Consider the following 21,347-nt stretch of genomic DNA (forward strand, 5'->3'; position numbering starts at 1 on the left):
AAATCGTGTACAACTTTTTGTATTTATATGGAACAATCCACCAGCTTTTTTGAGAACATCACGTTCCCCAGCGTGACCGCACTGCATTCTTAAGTCGCGGAACGACGTATTTAGTCTAATTTTCACAAGCGCAATTCATCATGTAGTATGCCGCAGCGCGCACTACATAACGTTGGAACGATGTCTGCCAAGGCCTGATCGCAACCCTCGCAACCGCCCATCAGCAAGGCTCTGCCGTTGATTGGAAGCACCCAGCCGCCAGCAATGGCATGTACTGGTGAACAGGGTTGTGCTTTAAATGGCCGCCGGCTTCATTGTTAATTTGAAGAGCTGAAAAGCGAAATAGCTGAGCAGAGTGAGGCAAGCAATGACTGAACACGTTCAAGTCGGTGGCCTGCAGGTCGCCAGAGTCCTGTTCGACTTCGTGAACAACGAAGCCATTCCCGGTACCGGCCTCACCGCCGACGCATTCTGGGCCGGTGCCGACAAGGTCATCCACGACCTGGCGCCGAAGAACAAAGCCCTACTCGCCAAACGCGATGATTTCCAGGCGCGGATCGATGCCTGGCACCAGTCCCGTGCCGGCCAGGCACACGATGCCGTGGCCTACAAAGCCTTCCTGCAAGACATCGGCTACCTGCTGCCAGAAGCGGCTGACTTCCAGGCCACCACCCAGAACGTCGATGAAGAAATCGCCCACATGGCCGGCCCGCAGCTGGTAGTGCCGGTGATGAACGCGCGCTTCGCCCTCAACGCTTCCAACGCCCGCTGGGGTTCGCTATACGACGCCCTGTACGGCACCGACGCCATCAGCGAAGCCGATGGCGCGGAAAAAGGCAAAGGCTACAACAAGGTTCGCGGCGACAAGGTCATCGCCTTCGCCCGCGCCTTCCTCGATGAATCGGCGCCACTGACCGCCGGCTCCCACGTGGACTCCGTGAGCTACAAGATCGTCGGCGGCAAGCTGGTGGTGGGTCTCAAGGGCGGCAGCAACAGCGGCCTGCGCAACGATGCCCAACTGATCGGCTACCAGGGCGATGCCGCAGCCCCCACCGCGATCCTGCTCAAGCACAACGGCCTGCACTTCGAGATCCAGATCGATGCCACCAGCCCGGTCGGCCAGACCGACGCCGCCGGGGTCAAGGACCTGCTGATGGAAGCGGCCCCGACCACCATCATGGACTGCGAAGACTCGGTTGCCGCGGTTGATGCCGACGACAAGGTGGTGATCTACCGCAACTGGCTCGGCCTGATGAAGGGCGACCTGGCGGAAGAGGTTTCCAAGGGCGGCAAGTCCTTTACCCGCACCATGAATGCCGACCGCGAGTACACCGGCGTCAACGGTGAGCCGGTGAAGCTGCACGGCCGTTCGCTGCTGTTCGTGCGTAACGTCGGCCACCTGATGACCATCGACGCGATCCTCGACAAGCATGGCAACGAAGTGCCGGAAGGCATCCTCGACGGCCTGGTCACCAGCCTCGCGGCGATCCACAACCTTAACGGCAACACCTCGCGCAAGAACAGCCGCACCGGCTCGGTGTACATCGTCAAGCCGAAGATGCACGGCCCTGAAGAAGCCGCGTTCACCAACGAACTGTTCGGCCGCATCGAAGACGTACTGAACCTGCCGCGCAACACCCTGAAAGTCGGGATCATGGACGAGGAGCGCCGCACCACGGTCAACCTCAAGGCCTGCATCAAGGCGGCCAGCGAGCGCGTGGTGTTCATCAACACCGGCTTCCTCGACCGCACCGGCGACGAGATCCACACCTCCATGGAAGCCGGCGCCATGGTGCGCAAGGCCGACATGAAGGCCGAGAAATGGATCGGCGCCTACGAGAACTGGAACGTCGATATCGGCCTGTCCACCGGCCTGCAGGGCCGTGCGCAGATCGGCAAGGGCATGTGGGCCATGCCGGACCTGATGGCCGCCATGCTCGAACAGAAAATCGCCCACCCGCTGGCCGGTGCCAACACCGCCTGGGTGCCGTCGCCGACCGCTGCCGCCCTGCACGTACTGCACTACCACAAGGTCGACGTGTTCGCCCGCCAGGCCGAACTGGCCAAGCGCACCCGCGCTTCGGTGGACGACATCCTGACCATCCCTCTGGCCAGCGACACCAACTGGTCGGCCGAGCAGATCAAGAACGAACTGGACAACAACGCCCAGGGCATTCTCGGTTACGTGGTGCGCTGGATCGACCAGGGCGTGGGTTGCTCGAAAGTGCCGGACATCAACGACGTTGGCCTGATGGAAGACCGCGCCACCCTGCGCATCTCCAGCCAGCACATCGCCAACTGGCTGCGCCACGGTGTGGTCACCCAGGCGCAGGTGCTGGAAAGCCTCAAGCGCATGGCCCCGGTGGTCGACCGGCAGAACGCCAGTGACCCGCTGTACCGCCCGCTGGCTCCGGACTTCGACAGCAACATCGCCTTCCAGGCCGCCCTGGAGCTGGTGATCGAAGGCACCAAGCAGCCTAACGGCTACACCGAGCCGGTCTTGCACCGTCGTCGTCGCGAGTTCAAGGCCAAGAACGGCCTGTAAGCACGCCTGGCAACAGACAAAAAGCCCCGGTCCGCCGGGGCTTTTTAGTGTGTCGCCCTGGCTCGGCGCTTGCAGCTCAGTGAATGACACCCAGTTCGTGTTTGACCAGGGCCAGCAACTTGCCGGTGTCGATGGGTTTGAGCAGGAAGTCCACCACGCTCAAGTGCATGGCAGCGATGGCGTCGCGCACATCGGCGTCACCGGAAATGATGATGATCGGCAGCGCCGCCCGTTCCGATTCCCGCACCTGGCGAATCAGGTCAAGACCACTGCAGGGCGCCATGCGCAGATCGGTGATCAGCAGGCCGATGGACTTGTTCGATTCGAGTAATTCAAGAGCGGCCTTGCCGCTGGCAGCCGTGATGCAACGGATACCATCCAGGCCAAGAATTTCCGCCAGCAGCTCCCGTGCATCCTTGTCGTCATCGGCGATCAGCACCCGCTGGGCCGGCAGATCCGGCTCCAGCATGACTGCACTCAGCGCCTCGCGCTCGGCGTCACTCAAAATATCGTGGTCGGGCATACATTTCTCTACATGAACAGATCAATCCCCTAGCACATTGGTCAGACATCGCTAAGCAGACCTCCAATGTGCACTTCGTCGGAAAAATTGCCAAGAGCCTTGATCAGAGCTTTTTTGCATTGATTAAACGCCGCTCAAAGCCAAATGTCCGGGCTCCGGCCGCTACCTAGACTTACGTCCAATGGGCACCTCGCGCTGGGAGTCCGACCATTGCCGTGATCCGACCACAACAAATCCAAAAAGACTGCGGTAATCGTTATGAGTAAAGCGGACGCCTTCACCCAGGCAGGGAAGACCGCGGTGTTGCAGAACATCCAGGGGACCGTGCAGTTCCTGCAGCGGTTCCCGCCCTTCAACCAGATGGAAAACCTCCACCTGGCCTATCTGGTAGAACAATGCCAGCTGCGTTTCTACGGGCCCGGCGAGAGCATCATCAAGCCCGCCGACGGCCCGGTTGAGCACTTCTATATCGTCAAGCAGGGGCGCGTGGTGGGCGAACGCACCCACGCCGCCAAGGGCAGCACCGAAACCACCTTCGAGATCACCACTGGCGAATGTTTTCCCCTGGCTGCACTGCTGGGCGAACGCGCCACCCGCACCGAACACCGGGCCGCCGAAGACACCTTCTGCCTGCAATTGAACAAGAGCGCCTTCATCAAACTCTTCGCCTTGTCCGACGAGTTCCGCGATTTCGCCTTGCGCGGAGTCAGCAGCCTGCTGGATCAGGTCAATCAGCAGGTCAAGCAAAAGGCCGTGGAAACCCTTGGCACCCAATACTCGCTGAACACCCGCCTGGGCGAACTGGCCATGCGTCATCCGGTCGCCTGCGCCCCACAGATGCCGCTGCGTGAGGCCGTGGCGCTGATGCATGAGCAACAAGTGGGCAGCATTGTGGTGGTGGACGAGCACAAGGCGCCCCTGGGGATCTTCACCCTGAGGGACCTGCGCCAGGTCGTCGCCGACCGCACCCAGGACCTCAACCAGCCCATCGAACAGCACATGACCCAGGCCCCTTTCTTCCTCAGCCCGGACCACAGTGCCTTCGACGCCGCCATCGCCATGACCGAGCGCCATATCGCCCACGTCTGCCTGGTGAAAGACCAGCGCCTGTGCGGCGTGGTCTCCGAGCGCGACCTGTTTTCCCTGCAACGGGTCGATCTGGTGCACCTGGCGCGAACCATCCGCAATGCTCCCCGGGTGGAACACCTGGTGGCGCTGCGAGGCGAGATCGGCCAACTGGTGGAGCGCATGCTGGCCCACGGTGCGTCGTCGACCCAGATCACCCACATCATCACCCTGCTCAACGATCACACCGTATGCCGGGTGATCGAGTTGACCCTGGCAGACAAGGGCGACCCCGGCGTGCCCTTCAGCTGGCTGTGCTTCGGCAGCGAAGGCCGGCGCGAACAGACCCTGCACACCGACCAGGACAACGGCATCCTGTTCGAGGCCCGGGACGCGGCCCACGCCGCCGAGATCCGCGGCAAGCTGCTGCCCATCGCCCAGCAGATCAACCAGAGCCTGGCGCTGTGCGGCTTTACCCTGTGCAAGGGCAACATCATGGCCGGCAACCCCGAGCTGTGCCTGTCCCGCGCCGAATGGGCCCGACGCTTTGCCGCCTTCATCCGCGAGGCAACGCCGGAAAACCTGCTGGGTTCGAGCATCTATTTCGATCTGCGGGTGGTCTGGGGCGATGAACAAGGCGCCGAACAACTGCGTCGGGGAATCCTCGACCAAGTGGGCGACAACCGTCTGTTCCAGCGCATGCTGGCCGAAAACGCCTTGCGCCAGCGCCCGCCCGTGGGCCGCTTCCGCGAATTCGTCCTGGCCAAAAAGAACGGCGAAAAAGCCACCCTCGACCTCAAGGTCCAGGGCCTCACCCCCTTCGTCGATGGCGCCCGGCTGCTGGCCCTGGCCAACGGCATCGGCGCCATCAACACCCTGGAGCGTCTGCGCCAGCTGGTGTCCAAGCAGGTCATCGAGCCCCTGGACGGCGCCGCTTATGAAGAGGCCTACCACTTCATCCAGCAGACCCGTATGCAGCAACATCAACGCCAGACCCGGGAGAACCAGCCCTATTCCAATCGGGTCGACCCCGACAACCTCAATCACCTGGACCGACGCATCCTGCGCGAGTCCCTGCGCCAGGCCCAGCGCCTGCAAAGCAGCCTGGCCCTGCGCTACCAGTTATGAGCTATCCGTCATGAGCCTGTTTGCCTGGTTCCGTCCCGCCGTCAGCGTCCTGACGGCCCAACAGCAACAACGCCGCGACCGCCTGCCCGCGTTCACCGAGCTGGGTGAGTGCAGCCTGCGAGAGCAACGCTGGGTGGTGGTGGACCTGGAAACCACCGGCCTCAACCTCAACCGCGATCAGGTGCTGTCCATCGGCGCGGTGGTGATCGAGGACGGCGCCATCGACTTCAGCCAGCAGTTCGAACGCACCCTGCAGCGCGAAGGCCACAAGCTCAGCCCCAGCGTGCTGATCCATGGCCTGGGGCCCAGCGCCATCGCCGCCGGCTGCGATCCGGTGGAGGCCCTGCTGGACTTCATGGAGTTCGTCGGTGACAGCCCGCTCCTGGCGTTTCATGCCCCCTTCGACCAGCACATGCTCGGTCGGGCACTCAAGGACAGCCTGGGCTATCGCCTGCAGCACAGTTTCCTCGACGTGGCGGACATGGCGCCCATGCTCTGTCCCCAGGCCGCTTTCCGTGAGGCCGGCCTGGATGACTGGATCAACGTGTTCAAGCTGCAAGTGGCCGAGCGTCACCACGCAGCAGCCGACGCCCTGGCCACGGCAGAGCTGGCACTGATCCTGTTCAACCGTGCCCGCCAGCAGCAGATTGACAGCCCGCTGAACCTGCAACAGCGCCTCAGCCAATGGAAACGCCGCCAGCAGGCACACTCGTTCTGATCCGCGGCAATTGACCGTAGCGAGGGCACAGGCTCCCTCGCCACATCAGAAAAAAGCGTTCAACCCTCGGGAAAGAGCAGCCGACCAGCGCCAATTGCGCCTGTGTTTCGCCTCTGCCACAATCGCGAATAGTTCTCGTTATTTTAAACTTCTCGATCGGTGAGCCCCGTTGTCGTCAGTCCAAAGCCCCCACAATGAGCTGGTTGGTGCGTTGTATCGCGACCATCGCCGTTGGCTATTGGCCTGGCTGCGGCGCAACGTTGCCTGCGCCCAACGGGCCGAGGACCTGAGCCAGGACACCTTCGTGCGCCTGCTGGGTCGCGACGAACTCAAGGCTCCACGGGAACCCAGGGCCTTTCTGGTGGCCATCGCCAAAGGCCTGCTGTTCGACTACTTCCGCCGCGCCGCCCTGGAACAGGCCTACCTCAGCGAACTGATGCTGATCCCCGAAGGCGAACAACCGTCGCCGGAAGAGCAGCAGATGATCCTCGAAGACCTCAAGGCCATCGACCGCCTGTTGGGCAAACTCTCCAGCAAGGCGCGCATGGCCTTCCTCTATAACCGCCTCGACGGCCTGAGCCACGCCGAGATCGCCGAGCGTCTTGGAGTCTCGGTGCCACGGGTACGTCAGTACCTGGCCCAGGGCATCCGCCAGTGCTACATCGCCCTGTACGGGGAGCCGGTATGACTCCCATCAGCTCCAAGCCGGTGTCCGCCCGGGTGCTGGATGCCGCCATTGCCTGGCAACTGTCCCTGGACGGCGGCGCCAGTGCCGTGGAGCGCGAAGAGTTCGCCAAATGGCATGCCGCCCATGAAGAACACGCCCGCGCCTGGCGCCAGTTGGGCATGCTCGACCAGCGCTTTAGCGTGGCGGCCGGCCCGGCGCGCAATGCCTTGGTGCAATCTCGCGAAGGCCTGCGCCGGCGCGTGCGCAAACTGGGACGCGGAGTCGCCAGCGTGGTGCTGGTGGCGGGGCTGGCGCTGTTTGCCGGCGAGCGCTACCTGCCGGTGGACTACTGGCTGGCCGACCAGCGCACCGCCACCGGTGAGCAGCGCACCCTGCGCCTGACAGACGGCACGGTGATCAACCTCAATACCCACAGTGCGCTGGATGTGCACTTCGATGAGAAGCAGCGCCGGATCGTTCTCCAGGAAGGCGAGATCCTCATCGAGACCGGGCACAACGACAGTCGCCCCTTCATCGTCGAAACCCGCGACGGCCGGATGCGCGCCCTGGGTACGCGCTTCCTGGTCAAGCGTGAAGACCAGGGCACCCGCCTCGGCGTGCTGCAATCGGCGGTGGCGGCGCGAGCGCAAGCCGGCCAGGACGAACACGTCTTCAAGGAAGGCCAGCAAGTGCTGATGCGCCGCGACGGTCTCGGGCCGCTGCAGGCGCTGAACCTGGGCGCCGATGCCTGGACCCGAGGCATGTTGGTGGTGGACAACGCCCGCCTCGGTGACCTGATCGATGAGCTGGGCCGTTATCGCCGCGGCCACCTGGGCGTGGCACCGGAAGTGGCCGACCTGCGGATCACCGGCAGCTTCCCGTTGCAGGACACCGACCTGGCCCTCAATGCCCTGCTGCCGACCCTGCCCGTGAAGATCGAGCGGCACACCGACTGGTGGGTGACGGTGGTGGCCAGGGACGACGCCAAACGCTGAGATCGGTGTCGTGGCCTTCGCCAGCAAGCCCGCTCCTACACCGATCCCGTAGGAGCGGGCTTGCCAGCGAATTAACCTCAATCAATCTAAATCTAAATTATTTTCAATCTGCCCTATCACTTTTCCAATCTCGTCCGGCACCTAGGCAATTGCGAAACATTTCCATTCAGGAGCCGCCGTATGTACCGCCCGCTAGACACTCTGTTGCGCCCCAGTCTCTTGGCCGTTGCCATCGCGCTCAGCGCCCCCCTGACCAGCCCAGCGCTGATGGCCGCCGAACAGGCCAGCAGCGTGCGCGCCTACAACCTGCCAGCAGCGCCCCTGGCCAGCACCCTGAACCAGATTGCCAGTCAGGCTGGCCTGGCCCTGAGCCTGAATCCGTCCCTGGCGGCGGGCAAGACCTCGGCTCCAGTCAATGGCCAGTTCGACGCCCCGGGCGCCTTGCGCGAAGCCCTGCGCGGCACCGGCTTGCAACTGGAGCACAGCAGCGCCGGCACCTACAGCCTGGTGGCGGCACCGGAAGGCGTGGTGACCTTGCCGGAAACCAATATCACTGGCCAGGGCAGTTATGAAACGGCCTGGGGGCCGGTCGAGGGTTACATGGCCAAACGTACGGCCGTCGGCACCAAGACCGATACCGAGCTGCGCGAAGTGCCCCGCTCCATCTCAGTGGCTACCCGTGAGCAGATGAGCGACCGGGCGGTGCAGAACCTCGACGATGCCGTGCGCTACATGCCCGGTGTCACCGCCAGTAGCTATGGCAGCGACAGCCGTGCCGAATGGCTGAAGGTGCGAGGCTTCGAACCCACCCAGTTTCTCGATGGCCTGCCCTTGCCCAAAGGCACCTACGCCATGCCCAAGCTGGAAACCTGGGACCTGGAGCGCGTAGCCCTGCTTCGCGGCCCGGCGTCTTCGGTCTATGGCCAGACACCACCCGGGGGCTTGCTGGACATGGTCAGCCGCCGTCCGGAGGACAGCAGCAGCCACGAAGTGCAACTGCAGATCGGCAGCTACCAGCGCAAGCAGATCAGCTTCGACAGCACCGGCCCCATCGATGACGAAGGGCGCTTCCTGTATCGCGTCAGCGGCGTGGTCCGCGACAGCAACACTGCTATCGAGCACAACCAGGACAAGCGCTACAACCTGGCCCCCAGCCTGACCTGGAATATCGACGAAGACACCAAGCTGACCTTCCTCAGCCAGTTCAACCGCGACGATACCGGCATCACCAGCCAGTTCCTGCCGTTGCAGGGCACCAAGCTGGCGAGCCCGGCCGGCGAGATCAAGTACCACAAGAACCTCGGCGACCCGAGCTGGGAATACTACGACAAGACTTACTACGCACTGGGTTATGCCTTTGAGCATCGCCTGGATGACGTCTGGCAGTTCCGCCAGAACCTGCGGTACACCAAGAGCGACCTGTCGTTCCAGGGCATCACCGCCGGCGGCAGCTACTGGCCCAACAAGCCCGACCAGGCAGTGAGTGCCGACGGCACCGTGCGCCGTGGCGCCAACATCGTCAACGAGGACATCAGCCAGTTCGCCGTGGACAACAACTTCCAGGCCGACTTCAACACCGGCGAGCTCAAGCACACCCTGTTGCTGGGCCTGGATCACCAGCGCGTCAACACCAACTACAAGTGGCTCTACGGTGAAGCGCCTACCAGCAACATCATCAACCCGATCTACGGACAGGACTTCAGCAAAGTCGCCTACTTTGCCTACAACGACTACAACCAGAAGCGCCAGGGCACCGGGCTCTACGTCCAGGACCAGATGGCCCTGGACAACTGGCGCCTGACCCTGGGCGGGCGCCAGGACTGGCTGCACACCGACTCCAGGTTCTACAACATCGCCAACAAGCCCCATGACGAGCGGGACGATCACGCCTTCACCGGCAACGCAGCCCTCAGCTACGTCTTCGACTCCGGCTTTACCCCCTACATTTCCTACGCCGAATCCTTCCAGGCCGAGCCCGGCGGCAACGCCAAAGGCCAGGCCTTCGAACCCAGCACCGGCAAGCAGTACGAACTGGGCCTCAAGTACCAGCCTCCGGGCAGCGACATGCTGTTCACTGCCGCGGTATACGACCTGACCCGGCAGAACATCGTCCTCACCGACAGCCTGGGCGTCAGCCGTCCACTGGGTGAGGCCAAGGTCCGCGGCTTCGAGCTGGAAGCGGTGGGCAACGTCAATGAGAACCTCAAGCTGACGGCCGCCTATACCTACGCCAACAGCAAGATGACCAAGGTCGGCGACCCTCAGGACAAGAACCGGCCGCTGCCATTGACCCCGGAAAACCAGGCCTCGATCTGGGCCGACTACACCTGGCACAACGGGCTGCTGGACGGTTTCGGCGTAGGCTTCGGAGCCCGCTACATCGGCGAGACCAACAACGTTCCGGCAGGCAACCTGGCCTATGTGGCCCGCAAATCCGACGGTGATACCGCGGCCTATACCGTCTATGACGCAGCGGTGCATTACGACCTCGGCCGCCTGGACAACTCGCTCAAGGGTGCCAGCGTGGCACTCAACGCCAACAACGTATTTGACAAGGAATACATGTCGACCTGCGACGGCACCTACTGCTACTACGGCGACCGTCGCAATGTCATGGCCAGCGTGAATTACAAATTCTAAGAAGGGAAATCCCTCACCCAAGGGCCGCCTGAACCGCGGCCCTTTTGCCTGTTGGAGCCTTGATGAAAAGCAAGACAATCCGCCGCTGGTCCTTTATCCACACCTGGACCAGCCTGATCTGCACGGTGTTCCTGCTGATGCTGGCGCTCACCGGCCTGCCGCTGATCTTCCATCACGAGATCGACCACCTGCTGGGGGATTCCCCCGAACTGCGGGAGATGCCCGCCGACGCCCCGCACCTGGACCTGCAACAGCTGGTCAAGGCCGCCGAAGCTCACCGCCCGGGGGAAGTCATGCAGTACTTCGGCTGGGACGAAGACGAGCCCAACGGTGTGATGGCGATCATGGCCAAGACCGCCGGCACCGAGCCCAATTCCTCCCACACCTTCATGCTCGACGCCCGCACCGGCGAAGCCGTGGCCATGCCTTCTGCCAACGGCGGGCTGATGATGGTCATGCTGCGCCTGCATGTGGATATGTTCGCCGGGCTGCCGGGCAAACTGCTGCTGGCCTTCATGGGCCTGCTATTTGTACTGGCGATCATCTCCGGCACGGTGCTGTACCTGCCGTTCATGCGCCGCTTGAAATTCGCCAGCGTGCGCCAGGACAAATCCAGCCGCCTGCGCTGGCTCGACCTGCACAACCTGATTGGCGTGGTCACCCTGACCTGGGCCCTGGTGGTGGGAGTGACCGGGGTCATCAGCGCCTGCGCCGACCTGATCATCGCCGCCTGGCGCAACGACAGCCTCAGCGCCATGGTCGCGCCCTACCGCGACGCCCCGCCCCTGACCGCGCTGGCTCCCGCCAGCCGCCTGCTGGACATCGCCCGGGAAGCCGCCCCAGGCATGCAGCCGGACTTCATTGCCTTCCCCGGCACGCGCTTCTCCAGCGAGCACCACTACGCGGTGTTCCTCAAGGGCAGCAGCCACCTGACTTCGCACCTGCTGACCCCGGTGCTGATCGACGCCAGCACCCTGCAGGTCACCGCCGTGGGCACGCGCCCCTGGTACATGGATGCCATGGGCATGTCCCAGCCACTGCACTTCGGTGACTACGGCGGCATGCCGATGAAGGTGCTGTGGGCAACCATGGATGGGCTGACCATCATTGTCCTGGGCAGTGGCCTGTACCTGTGGACAGTCCGGCGGCGTGCTGCGAAGTCGGTTGCGCAGGTGCGCCCATGAAGCCCCGGCAATCGAACTTCTGGAAAGTCTTCAGGGCGCCGCTGGCCCTGGCCCTGCTCAGCGCCGGCGGCCTGTTCGCGGCGCTGCTGGGGGATGGGATCTGGGACAGCCTGAGCTGGCTCGGCCTGGGCCTGCCGGCGCTGATCGCCCTGCGGGGCTTGTTCAGGCGCGGGCGAGCGGCTTGACGGCAGCCGAGGGGAAACCGCGCCACAGATAAACCGACAGCCCCAGGCTGATCAGCAGCACCGGAATGAACACGCGGTTTTCCAGCAGCGCCTCAGCCGCGACCAGTACGCAAAACAGCGCCAGCCCCAGCAGCGGCACATAGCTCGCCGCCAGGCTCCAGCGCCAGGGCCGGGTCACCGGCTCTGGGCCACGCAGGCCCAGCAGCCCGCACACCAGGGCGGGCAGGGCCAGCGCCGGCAGCGCCCAGTACCAGGCCATGTAGGCAAACGCCATGATCAGCTCGGGCTCACCCTCGCCCTTGCGGCGGAACTCATACTGCAGGGCCAGGTACACCGCCAGCCCACCCAACAGGGTCAGGGCCAGACTGTACAGCCCGTGCAAAAGATAGGACCTGCGCATTCATCGCTCCTTGTCTGTCCCTTGTGCCGCCCCTGTGGCCAGTGCCACAGGCTGCGCTAAGATCCTCGGGCCGCGAGCCTGTGCTCCGTTCCCAACCGCGAGGAATATTCATGTCTACCCCAAGCATGACGCTGTTCCACAACCGGGCATCACCTTACGTACGCAAAATCATGGTGCTGCTGCACGAAACCGGGCAGCTCGACCGTGTGGCCCTGCAAGCCTGCCAACTGACCCCGGTAAACCCGGACAACGCGCTGAACCAGGACAACCCCCTGGGCAAGATTCCAGCCCTGCGCCTGGCCAACGGCCAGGTGCTCTACGACAGTCGGGTGATCCTCGAGTACCTGGACCAGCAACATGTCGGCAACCCACTGATTCCCCAAGAGGGTTCGGCCCGCTGGCGGCGCCTGACCCTGGCGGCCCTGGCCGACGGGATCCTGGAGGCGGCAGTGCTGGTGCGTTACGAGCTGACCCTGCGGCCACCGGAACACCACTGGGCGCCGTGGCTCGAAGGCCAGCGCGACAAGATCCGACGGGCCCTGGCAGTGCTTGAGACCGAGGCGCTGGCCGAGCTGGCCAGCCACTTCGACGTGGCCGCCATCAGCGTCGCCTGTGCCCTGGCTTACCTGGACTTCCGCCATCCAGACCTGGAGTGGCGCCAGCAACAGCCCGGGCTCGCGGCCTGGTACTTCGAGGTCAGTCAGCGGCCGTCGATGCTCGAGACCCGACCGCCGGCCTAATCGGTCAGGCGCTCGGCCCTGTTCGCCGGCAAGCCGGCTCCTGTAGCACGGGGAGCAGCTTGCTGGCGCACCCGCCACCACGCCTCCGGTGGAAACAACTGGCCAATCCGCTGCGTCAGGCGCTCGCGCTGACGCTGGTCCTCACGCAAGCCCAGTGACTTACTCATGGATGGCCTCCAGGTCGAACTGCAGGGGGGCCGGTTCCTTGCGCTGGCCCAGGCCATACCAGTCCAGCTTGCGGGTCAGCACCATGAACACGCCCAGCAGGCCGAACAGCAACAGCGAGCCCATCAGCAGCGCATAGTCCTCGGCGCTGAGCAGGCCATACAGCAAGCCGTACAAGGCCGCCAGCGAGAGCGCGAACACTGCGCCGTTACGCCAGCTGTGCAGCACATGGCTGACATAGAAACCGATCAAGCCGACACAGGCCGCAGCCGACACGCCGTAGGCCAGTTCGAAACCCAGGTGCTCCGACAGCGACAGCAGCAACAGGTAGAAGAACGCCAGTGCCACGCCCACCAGGCCGTACTGGATCGGGTGCACCGACAGGCTCTTGAGCACCTCGAAGAGAAAGAAGCCGGCAAAAGTCAGGCCGATGAACAGCAGCGCGTATTTGATCGCCCGGTCGCTTTTCAGGTACTGGTCCACCGGGTCGATGAAGCTCACGCCAAAGCTGCGGCTGTTGAAGTCCTGGCATTGGCTGCTGTAGGCGCAGCGCTCCATGGCCTGTTCCAGGTTGGTGGAGAAGAACGAGGTCTGCCAGAGCGCCGAAAAGCCCTGCTCGGTGACTTCACGCTGCACCGGCAGGTAGTTGCCGACAAAGCTTGGGTGAGGCCAGTTGGCCGTCAGCAGCACCTTGCTGGTCTTGCCCACCGGCAGCACCTGCAACTGGCCGGTGCCCTGCAGGCGCAGGTCGAAGGCGAAGTCCAGGCGGGTGCTCTTCTTCAGATCCAGGGGCGGCAGCAGCACGTGCACGCCTTCGTCCAGCCAGCTGACAAAAGTGCCCGGGGCAAAGTCCAGGGTCTGGCCATTGAGCTGCAGTTGCAGGGCGTTTTCGATGCCGCGGATATCGCTGATACCCACCGCCAGGAACGGCTGGTCGAACTGGTAATCAGCAAAGTCTTCCTTGATGCCGTACTGCTCGGGCACGACGAAATGGCCGCTGAGGTGGTTGTCGGCGTGGAACAGCCGCGCCTCGTAGATCCCCCGGGCACGCAGCTCGGTCTGGGCCTTGCTGTCCAGCTCGAAATGCTCGGGCAGGAAAAACAGCCGCCCCTGTTGCTCGCTGGTTTCCTGGTAGCGCTTCTTGGTCTTGTCGTCGGTTTTCCAGGTGCGCACGGTCTTGCGGTAGTCCACCACCATCACCGGGCCGCTGATCTGCTGCTGGGTGCTGGAGCTGCGGGCGATATCCTCGAGGACGCCGTCGCGCAGGCTCTGGCGCTCGCTGATCAGGCCGCTGATCATCAGCAGCGGTATCAGCAACAGCAGGATCAACAGGCCAATGGCCCCGAGTTTGAAGGTCAGGTTACGGTTCATGAGGCTCTCCCCAGTTGGAATGGGAGAGAGTCTGGAACGCGGCCATGGGGGTTTTATGGGGGCAATGTGGAGACTCTGTGGAGAATCCCCGCTCAGGGCAGACGCAAGGTCACCTGCACCCCGCCCGGGACGTTTGCAATGTGCATCTGGCCGCCATGCAGCTGCACCACTTCCTCGACGAAATTCAGCCCCAGGCCCGTGCTCTTGCGCCCGCTGTCCGGGCGCGGCAGCGAGTAGAAACGCTCGCACAGGCGCGGCAGGGCATAGTCCGGAATCGGCTCGCCCTGGTTGAACAGCACCAGCTCCACGCCCTCCTCCACAGGTTGCGCGCTGCAACGCAGCAGGCCGCCTGCGGGGCTGAAGTCCAGGGCGTTGGTCAGCAGGTTGCCCAGGGCCTGGCGCAGCAGGAACGGCTCGCCGGACCAGGCCAGGTCCGCCGGCACCCGCAGCTCCACCTGCAGTTGCTTGCCTTCGATACGCCCGTGCTGGCTGTTCAGCAGCTCCTTGCATAACGGCGCCAGGGGCACCTTCACCCGCTCTTCCAGGCCCTGGCGCTGCTCCACTTGCGCCAGGTTCAGCAGACGCTCGATCAACTGCTGCATGCGCGCGCTTTCACTGTCGATATTGCCGACGAAACGCTGGCGCTGCTCCAGGGGCATCTCGCTCTGCAGCAACTCCGCCGCCCCACGAATCGCCGCCAGGGGGCTCTTGAGTTCGTGGGTCAGGGTGTGCACGTAGCGCTCGACATAGGCCTTGCCTTCGAGCTGGGTGCGCATGTGTTCCACCGCCGTCGCCAGTTGCTCCAGCTCGCCGCCGCGATAGTGCGGCAGCTCGGCGCGGCGCCCTTCACTGACCGCCAGGGCGTAGGCGGTCATGCGCCGCAACGCCGCGCTCAGCCACCAGGACAGCAAGGCGCCAAACAGCAGGCCCATGGCGATCAGTCCGGCGCCGTACCACAGCAGGCGGCGTTCGGTACGGTCGACATAGGGCTGCAGGGAACTGTTGGGCTTGGCCACGGTAACCACACCGATGATCTGGCCGTTGTCGCGGATCGGCGCGCCCACGTGCATCACCGAGGAGTTGGGATCGTCGGCCAGCGAGCGCGACGAACGCGCGCCATATTGGCCGCGCAGGGTCAGGTACACGTCGTTCCAGCGCGAATAATCCTGGCCCACCGCCAGGCCGCTGGAGTCCAGGACCACGATGCCCTTGGCATCGGTGACGTAGATACGGTGGTTGACCTGATTCTTCGGCAGGCCCCAGATGGTCGCCGCCGGTTGCCGCTCGCCATAGGCCCGCAGCAGCTGCGGCCAGCGGTTCTCGCTGAGGGTGCCGGCCTTGAAATCGTCCCGCAGGATCTCCGCCAGCAGGTTGGCGGTGTCCACCAGGGTTTCCTCGGTGGACTGGCGCACGCCGGGGCGGATCTCCTTCATCACCGTGCTCAGCACGAAATAGCCGGTCAGGCTGATGAACAGCAAATAGACCAGGAAGATGCGGATGCCCAAGGTCATCAGGCTTGGCTCGGGCTGTAGCTGTAGCCCAGGCCGCGATGGGTCTGGATCGGCTCGGCCTCGGCCGCCACCAGGCGCAGCTTGGCCCGCAGGCTTTTGATGTGGCTGTCGATATTGCGCTCGTAGCCCACATCCGCCACCACCCCCAGGGCGTCCAGCAACTGCTCGCGGCTGAACACCCGCTCGGGCTGTTCCAGCAGGCATTGCAGCAGGCGGAATTCATGCCGGGTCAGGCTCAGGGGCTGGGCCCGGTAGCTGATCTGCACCCGCTCCGGGTCGATGACAAACAGCGCCGGGGCCGCCTCGGGCGCGGTGCGCGGCGTCATGCGCTTGAGGATCGCCTTGACCCGCGCCGCCACTTCCCGGGGGCTGAAGGGCTTGACCACATAATCGTCGGCGCCGATCTCCAGCCCCACCACCCGATCGATCTCACCGTCCCGGGCGCTGAGGAACATCACCGGCACCTCGCTGAAGCGCCGCAGCTGCTTGCAGGTTTCAAAGCCGCTGATATCCGGCAGGCCGATATCGAGGATGATCAGGTCCGCCGGAGTCGCCTGCTGATAGTCCAGGGCCGCACGCCCCAGGCTCAGCCAGGTGGTGGTGAAACCTTCGCCTTGCAGGGCAAAGATCAGGGTGTCGGCAATCGCCGCTTCGTCTTCGACAATCAGGATATGGGGCATGGCATCCAAGCGCGCAAATTCAGTGGGCGAACGGTGCCGGATGCCCGGTATCCCGTCAATCAGCAGTCGGGCTTGTCGGCGGTATAGCGCCGCGCCGGGTTCACCGCCGCGCCGAACTCCCGCAGCGCCTTGGCGCCGATCAGCAGCGGATAGTTGAAGCTGCTGCGGTCGGTGAGGTTGACCTCCACCGTGCGCTTGACGTTGCCCAGGCACATCTCCAGCTCCACCACCGGGCGCTTGGCCGACTGCGGTTCTTCGGCCTCATCGCCCTCCTCGGAGCGGCTCTTGATCTTGCTGATGCGTGCCACCTTGTGTTCATAGACCTTGCCGCCAGCCTCCTTGGTGGCCAGGCGGAAGCGCACCCAGTCCTCGCCGTCGCGGGTAAAGGTCTGGATATCCTTGGCCGACAGCGACGCGGTCAGGGCCCCGGTGTCCATCTTGGCCTGCAGGGTTTCGCCGATTTCCGGCAGGCGGATGTATTCGTAACGGCCATACAACGTCGGCTCGGCGGCCATCACCGGCAGCGCCAACAGAGAAACAAGAGCAAGGACAGATTTCACGACAGTGGATTCCTTGAAGAGAGGGGCAGCGGGATTTTAGACCGCGGCCAACGAATTGGTTCTACCGCTGCCCCGCAGGACCCGGCTTGCCGGCGAAGAGGCCCGGCCTGCACAACACCCTACCCACTCCCAAGTGAAACATTCGTCAGCACACTTGAATTTGGCCTGCCCGCCGAAGCTGCTTATCATGGCGCGCTCAAAAGATTGTAAAGAGTGCCTTATGCGCCGCCTGCTCACCGGCTGTTTCGTCACCCTGCTCCTGCTGCTCAACACCCTGGTGCTGTTCGGCCCGCTGATGGTGTTTGCCCTGCTCAAGCTAATCCTGCCGGGACGCCTGCGGGACTACGCGTCCGCCGCGGTGATGTGGATCGCCGAGACCTGGGCCGAAATCGACAAGCTGATCTTCGCCCTGTGCATCCCTACCCGCTGGGACATTCGCGGCGGCGACGGCCTGCGGGTCGACACCTCCTACCTGGTGGTGAGTAACCACCAGTCCTGGGTCGACATCCCGGCGCTGATCCAGACCCTCAACCGGCGCACGCCGTTCTTCAAGTTCTTCCTCAAGAAGGAACTGATCTGGGTGCCCTTCCTCGGTCTGGCCTGGTGGGCCCTGGACTACCCCTTCATGAAGCGCTACAGCAAGGCGTTCCTGGCCAAGCACCCGGAGCTGCAAGGCAAGGACCTGGAGATCACCAAGGCGGCCTGCGAGCTGTTCAAGCGCCAGCCAGTGACCGTGGTCAACTACCTGGAGGGCACCCGTTTCACCGAGGCCAAGCGCCAGCAACAGAACTCACCCTTCCAGCACCTGCTCAAGCCCAAGGCCGGTGGCGTGGCCTTCGTTCTCGCAGCCCTGGGCGAACAGCTGGACGCAGTGCTGGACGTGACCGTGGTCTATCCCCAAGAACGCATTCCCGGCTTCTGGGACCTGATCTGCGGCAGCGTGCCCAAGGTGATCATCGACATCCGCACCCGCGAGCTGGACCCGGCGCTGTGGCACGGCGATTACGAAAACGACCCGGCGTTCCGCCAGCAAGTGCAGGACTGGGTCAACCAGCTGTGGACCGACAAGGACCAGCGCATCAGCGAACTGCTGAGCGAACACCGCTGATCAATCGCTGATCACGTGGGGCAGGAAACGACTGCTGTCCTTGGTGATCGGCGAGTTGTCCTCGCGAATGCCAATCCCCGCCGGCTGATCGCCGATCACCCAACTGCCAATCACCGTGTGATTGCCGGCAAACACCGGCAGCGGATGAAACCGCTGGCGGATGCACGGCCCGCCGTAGGGCCCGGCCTCGATCAGGCGTTCACCGCCCTCGGTGCAGATTTCCACATTGGCGCCCTCTCGGGAAAAGAACGGCTTGCGCACCCAGCCCGGGCCCAGGCTCGCGGATGGGTCGTCGTCGATAAACGCCGGCAGCAGGTTCGGATGCCCCGCATGCCGCTCCCAGAGCAGGGCCAGCGCGCCCTTGTTGGACAGAATCGCTTTCCACGGCGGCTCGACGAACTGCGTGCGGCTAGCGGCAAGCGCCGGGCCGAAGGCTTCGTTGAACAGCTGTTCCCAGGGGTAGAGCTTGAACAGGCTGTCGATGGGCGTGCCCAGCAGGTCGACGAAACGCCCGCCGGCATTCAGGCCGATGTCCTCGATGGCGATCAGGCGCGTGCCCAGGCCAGCCTGACGGGCGATGTCGCGCAGGTATTCGACGGTGCCGCGATCCTCCAGCGAGTCCCGCACCGAGGCAAAGTGCATCGGCGACTTGAAGCCGCCCTGGACAAAGGCCTGCAGCAGCTTGTCTTCGATGCTGTTGAACTGGTCGCAGCCGGCCGGCAATTGCCCGCGCTGCATCTGCTGTTCGAGCCAGACGTACTGGAAGAAGCTCGCCTCATACAGCGAAGTCGGCGTGTCGTAGTTGGTCTCCAGCAACTTGGCCGGGCCCGTGCCGTCGTAGCACAGGTCCATGCGCCCGTAGAGATGCGGGTCGCCCTGCTTCCACGATTGGCGGATCAACTCATGATAGGCCGCAGGGATCGCCAGGCGCTCCAGCAAGGCTTCGCTGTCCACCACCTCGGCCACCAGGGCCATGCACAGCTCGTGCAGTTCCTCGGTCGGGTCTTCCAGGTCGTCCTCGATCTGCCGCAGGCTGAAGCGGTAGTAGGCCGACTCATCCCAGTACGGCTCGCCGTCGAAGGTGTGGAAGGCAAAGCCCAACTGCTCCGCCGTGGCCTGCCAATCCGCACGCGGGGTGCTGGGGATGCGCTTCAAGAACCGAAGCTCCAACTGCTGCGGCTGGAGGAGCCGAAGCCGCCACGGCTGACCACTTCATGGGCACCGGCCAGGGAATTGCCGGCGCTGGTGAAGTGGTCCGGGCTGGAAATGCCGAAACGCCCGCCACTGGCACCGGAGAAGGTCTTGCCGGCCGCCACCTGCTGGCTGAGGGTACTCAGTTGCGAGCCGCCCCGACCGTCGCGCTCCTTGTACAGCGTTTCGCTGAAATAGCGCGGCTCGGGCGTGGAGTCCAGGCCGATCCAGCGCCAGAAGCTGGAGCCCGAACGGGCGCTGGAGCCACCACCACCACCACCACCACCACCACCACCACCACCACCCGAACTGCTGGAGCTGGCCTGCTCGGGTTGTTCGTCTTCGGGCTGAACCGGCACCGTGCGCTGGGTGGTCAGGGCGAGGCCCTTGGCAATCGGCACGTAGGCGCGGTTGTCTCTGGAAACCATGCAGTTGCCAGCGAAGAAGTCGTCTTCACAGCGTTGCAGGTCGAGATAACGCGGCGCTATCAGCTCTCCACGCTCGCGGGCATCATCGAAAGCGGCCTGGCAGATCGCGGACGGAACCTGTGCCAGTACGCAGTCGCGGACACTGCTGAAATGCTGGGTCTGGCGCACTTCGCGGGTTGCCTGAGGCTGGCCGTCACACGCAACCAGGGCGAACGGCACACTGCCCAGCAGCACCAGGCGCACGCTTTTACTGCGTTTCATGCCGGCGCCCTCAGACCGATGGAGTCATGCAGGCCGCATTCAGCAGGCCGACACCGACAGACACCGAAGCCACCAGGATCGCTGCGGAATGTTCCTGGTTGGCGATGCGCTGGGACAGGCCCTTGAGGGTCAGGCTGACCACCAGGAACGTGAGCAATTGCACCACCGCGGCGATGCCGGCCCAGAGCAGGAAGTCGATGATCGAAATGGAATGGGAAATCGCGCTGGCCACCGGAATGGCAAAGCCCAGCAAGGCGCCGGAAAGAGCGATGGAAGCGGCACTGTTGCCCTGGCGGATCAGGGCGAATTCGTTATAGGGGGTCAGGCGCGTGTAGATGAACGCGTAGAGGGCAAACACCAGGGCAGCGCCCAGCATGTAGAGCATGAAACCGAGCACCGCATCGGCGGGCAAAGACATCTTCAGTGCATCCATGAACATCGCGTTCAAGCTTCCTTGGAAAACGGGGCGCGAGATATAGCACAGGCCCGATTCGGCGAAAACTCCAGGAAAGGTAAAGACGACTGTTTCAACCCTCAAGGCAAGCCCCGACGCACTCGGCGCCGGGGCCACAGGAGGTTACTTGGGCACGCCCCAGATGCCGCTCAGGCTTTGCAGCAGGGAACCGCCAACGCCCTGCTGGCCCAGGTACTGCAGGATCAGCGGGGCAAACTGGCCGATCATGCCGCTGTCCATGCCCAGAGCGCCAAAGGCGTTGTTCAAGTCATGGGTGTCCTTGACGTTGCCCAGGGCGCTGTCCAGGCCGGCGCTCTTGCCGGAAGACTGGCCAAGCAGCCCGCCCAAGGCGCCCAGGCTGCCCAGGGCGTTGCTGCCCGACAGTTGGTCCAGGCCCGGCACGCTTTGGCTCAGTTGCGAGTAGTCCGAACTGCTTAGTTGATTTTTCGCCAGGCCGAGCATGGCGCCAGTGCCGCCGATGGCTTGCTCAGGGGTGACATTGAGTTGCGCCAGCGTGCCCAGCAGGCCGGCGGTCTGGGAAGTCGGCGCGGCGGCGGCAGCCTTGTCGCCGCCTTGCATGCCGGCAATGGCGTTGGCCGCATCGTTCAGGCTGAAACCGCCGGCCAGAGCCGAACCGGCTGCCAGGGTCATCAGGGTAGCCAGGGCGAAACCGCGTGGAATATTCATCGAAACAACCTCATGGGGCGAGAAACCACCCGGATTCGGGCGGCGGGAAAGCAGTGTTTTGACTGAGCCCGACACTGAATGTTCCGACGCCCGCCCTGCCGTCCGGCGGCTGCATCCAGGCCCGTTGCTGCTGCGTATATC

General features: G+C 63.9%; 21 protein-coding genes. 10 read left to right on the forward strand and 11 right to left on the reverse strand.

Annotated elements, in window-relative coordinates:
• Positions 1 to 367 precede the first annotated feature (367 nt).
• On the forward strand, positions 368 to 2,545 hold the full coding sequence (locus tag LOY69_RS27595; RefSeq protein ID WP_265073865.1) for a malate synthase G: 2,178 nt from the start codon (positions 368 to 370) through the stop codon (positions 2,543 to 2,545).
• A gap of 76 nt (positions 2,546 to 2,621) precedes the next feature.
• Here LOY69_RS27595 and LOY69_RS27600 read toward each other — a convergent pair whose 3' ends face one another.
• The gene (locus LOY69_RS27600) at positions 2,622 to 3,068 is read right to left on the reverse strand and encodes a response regulator (RefSeq protein WP_102861963.1); all 447 of its coding nucleotides are present in this window, start codon (positions 3,066 to 3,068) and stop codon (positions 2,622 to 2,624) included.
• Between the two features lie 258 nt (positions 3,069 to 3,326).
• On the opposite strand from LOY69_RS27600, the gene LOY69_RS27605 reads away from it, so the two are divergent.
• From LOY69_RS27605 to LOY69_RS27635, 7 genes are all read left to right on the forward strand, one after another.
• Positions 3,327 to 5,261 (forward strand): putative nucleotidyltransferase substrate binding domain-containing protein, encoded by a 1,935-nt coding sequence (locus LOY69_RS27605; RefSeq protein ID WP_320110043.1) that lies wholly within the window; start codon positions 3,327 to 3,329, stop codon positions 5,259 to 5,261.
• A 10-nt stretch (positions 5,262 to 5,271) separates the two neighbouring features.
• Positions 5,272 to 5,979: a PolC-type DNA polymerase III gene (locus tag LOY69_RS27610; protein ID WP_102861965.1), complete on the forward strand. Its 708-nt coding sequence runs from the start codon at positions 5,272 to 5,274 to the stop codon at positions 5,977 to 5,979.
• 169 nt (positions 5,980 to 6,148) lie between these two features.
• Positions 6,149 to 6,667, forward strand: coding sequence for an RNA polymerase sigma factor (locus LOY69_RS27615; RefSeq protein ID WP_102861966.1), 519 nt, complete (start codon positions 6,149 to 6,151; stop codon positions 6,665 to 6,667).
• Positions 6,664 to 7,641 carry a FecR domain-containing protein gene (locus LOY69_RS27620; RefSeq protein ID WP_265073866.1) on the forward strand — a complete coding sequence of 326 codons (978 nt, stop codon included), beginning with the start codon at positions 6,664 to 6,666 and terminating at the stop codon, positions 7,639 to 7,641. Before LOY69_RS27615 ends, LOY69_RS27620 begins: the two co-directional genes overlap by 4 nt.
• A 180-nt stretch (positions 7,642 to 7,821) precedes the next feature.
• Complete coding sequence (locus tag LOY69_RS27625) at positions 7,822 to 10,281, forward strand: TonB-dependent siderophore receptor (RefSeq protein WP_102881070.1); 2,460 nt, start codon at positions 7,822 to 7,824, stop codon at positions 10,279 to 10,281.
• Positions 10,282 to 10,343: 62 nt separating this feature from the next.
• Complete coding sequence (locus LOY69_RS27630; protein WP_265073867.1) at positions 10,344 to 11,465, forward strand: PepSY-associated TM helix domain-containing protein; 1,122 nt, start codon at positions 10,344 to 10,346, stop codon at positions 11,463 to 11,465.
• Positions 11,462 to 11,650, forward strand: coding sequence for a hypothetical protein (locus LOY69_RS27635; protein WP_110594445.1), 189 nt, complete (start codon positions 11,462 to 11,464; stop codon positions 11,648 to 11,650). The genes LOY69_RS27630 and LOY69_RS27635 overlap by 4 nt, the downstream gene beginning before the upstream one ends.
• Here the strand turns inward: LOY69_RS27635 and LOY69_RS27640 are convergent.
• On the reverse strand, positions 11,628 to 12,050 hold the full coding sequence (locus LOY69_RS27640) for a hypothetical protein (protein WP_253083998.1): 423 nt from the start codon (positions 12,048 to 12,050) through the stop codon (positions 11,628 to 11,630). The two genes, LOY69_RS27635 and LOY69_RS27640, sit on opposite strands and share 23 nt — an antisense overlap.
• 110 nt (positions 12,051 to 12,160) lie before the next feature.
• Between LOY69_RS27640 and LOY69_RS27645 the strand changes: the two genes are divergently transcribed.
• Positions 12,161 to 12,790 carry a glutathione S-transferase gene (locus tag LOY69_RS27645; RefSeq protein ID WP_102881073.1) on the forward strand — a complete coding sequence of 210 codons (630 nt, stop codon included), beginning with the start codon at positions 12,161 to 12,163 and terminating at the stop codon, positions 12,788 to 12,790.
• Here LOY69_RS27645 and LOY69_RS27650 read toward each other — a convergent pair.
• From LOY69_RS27650 to LOY69_RS27670, 5 genes are all read right to left on the reverse strand, one after another.
• The gene (locus LOY69_RS27650; RefSeq protein WP_170002889.1) at positions 12,787 to 12,957 is read right to left on the reverse strand and encodes a hypothetical protein; all 171 of its coding nucleotides are present in this window, start codon (positions 12,955 to 12,957) and stop codon (positions 12,787 to 12,789) included. The two genes, LOY69_RS27645 and LOY69_RS27650, sit on opposite strands and share 4 nt — an antisense overlap.
• Positions 12,950 to 14,326 carry a cell envelope integrity protein CreD gene (gene creD / locus LOY69_RS27655; protein WP_102881074.1) on the reverse strand — a complete coding sequence of 459 codons (1,377 nt, stop codon included), beginning with the start codon at positions 14,324 to 14,326 and terminating at the stop codon, positions 12,950 to 12,952. Before creD ends, LOY69_RS27650 begins: the two co-directional genes overlap by 8 nt.
• Before the next feature lie 92 nt (positions 14,327 to 14,418).
• The gene (gene creC, locus LOY69_RS27660; protein ID WP_265073868.1) at positions 14,419 to 15,837 is read right to left on the reverse strand and encodes a two-component system sensor histidine kinase CreC; all 1,419 of its coding nucleotides are present in this window, start codon (positions 15,835 to 15,837) and stop codon (positions 14,419 to 14,421) included.
• Positions 15,837 to 16,517, reverse strand: coding sequence for a two-component system response regulator CreB (creB, locus tag LOY69_RS27665; RefSeq protein ID WP_102881469.1), 681 nt, complete (start codon positions 16,515 to 16,517; stop codon positions 15,837 to 15,839). Before creB ends, creC begins: the two co-directional genes overlap by 1 nt.
• Positions 16,518 to 16,576: 59 nt before the next feature.
• A complete protein-coding gene (locus LOY69_RS27670; RefSeq protein ID WP_102881075.1) occupies positions 16,577 to 17,077 on the reverse strand; it encodes an ATP-dependent zinc protease in 501 nt (166 codons plus the stop codon).
• A gap of 220 nt (positions 17,078 to 17,297) precedes the next feature.
• Between LOY69_RS27670 and LOY69_RS27675 the strand changes: the two genes are divergently transcribed.
• Positions 17,298 to 18,185 carry an acyltransferase gene (locus LOY69_RS27675; RefSeq protein ID WP_265073869.1) on the forward strand — a complete coding sequence of 296 codons (888 nt, stop codon included), beginning with the start codon at positions 17,298 to 17,300 and terminating at the stop codon, positions 18,183 to 18,185.
• Here the strand turns inward: LOY69_RS27675 and LOY69_RS27680 are convergent, their stop codons facing one another.
• The 4 genes from LOY69_RS27680 to LOY69_RS27695 all read right to left on the reverse strand — a co-directional run bounded on the left by LOY69_RS27680 (position 18,186) and on the right by LOY69_RS27695 (position 21,206).
• Positions 18,186 to 19,340 (reverse strand): glutathionylspermidine synthase family protein, encoded by a 1,155-nt coding sequence (locus LOY69_RS27680; protein ID WP_265073870.1) that lies wholly within the window; start codon positions 19,338 to 19,340, stop codon positions 18,186 to 18,188. It abuts the gene before it with no gap.
• Positions 19,337 to 20,065, reverse strand: coding sequence for a DUF1190 domain-containing protein (locus LOY69_RS27685; protein ID WP_253084002.1), 729 nt, complete (start codon positions 20,063 to 20,065; stop codon positions 19,337 to 19,339). Before LOY69_RS27685 ends, LOY69_RS27680 begins: the two co-directional genes overlap by 4 nt.
• Positions 20,066 to 20,075: 10 nt before the next feature.
• Positions 20,076 to 20,504 (reverse strand): DUF350 domain-containing protein, encoded by a 429-nt coding sequence (locus LOY69_RS27690; protein ID WP_102881078.1) that lies wholly within the window; start codon positions 20,502 to 20,504, stop codon positions 20,076 to 20,078.
• A 138-nt stretch (positions 20,505 to 20,642) separates the two neighbouring features.
• Positions 20,643 to 21,206 (reverse strand): DUF2780 domain-containing protein, encoded by a 564-nt coding sequence (locus LOY69_RS27695; RefSeq protein ID WP_253084003.1) that lies wholly within the window; start codon positions 21,204 to 21,206, stop codon positions 20,643 to 20,645.
• Between the last annotated feature and the right edge of the window lie 141 nt (positions 21,207 to 21,347).

The sequence above is a fragment of the Pseudomonas sp. B21-059 genome (assembly GCF_026016285.1).
Classification (GTDB): Bacteria; Pseudomonadota; Gammaproteobacteria; order Pseudomonadales; family Pseudomonadaceae; genus Aquipseudomonas; species Aquipseudomonas danubii.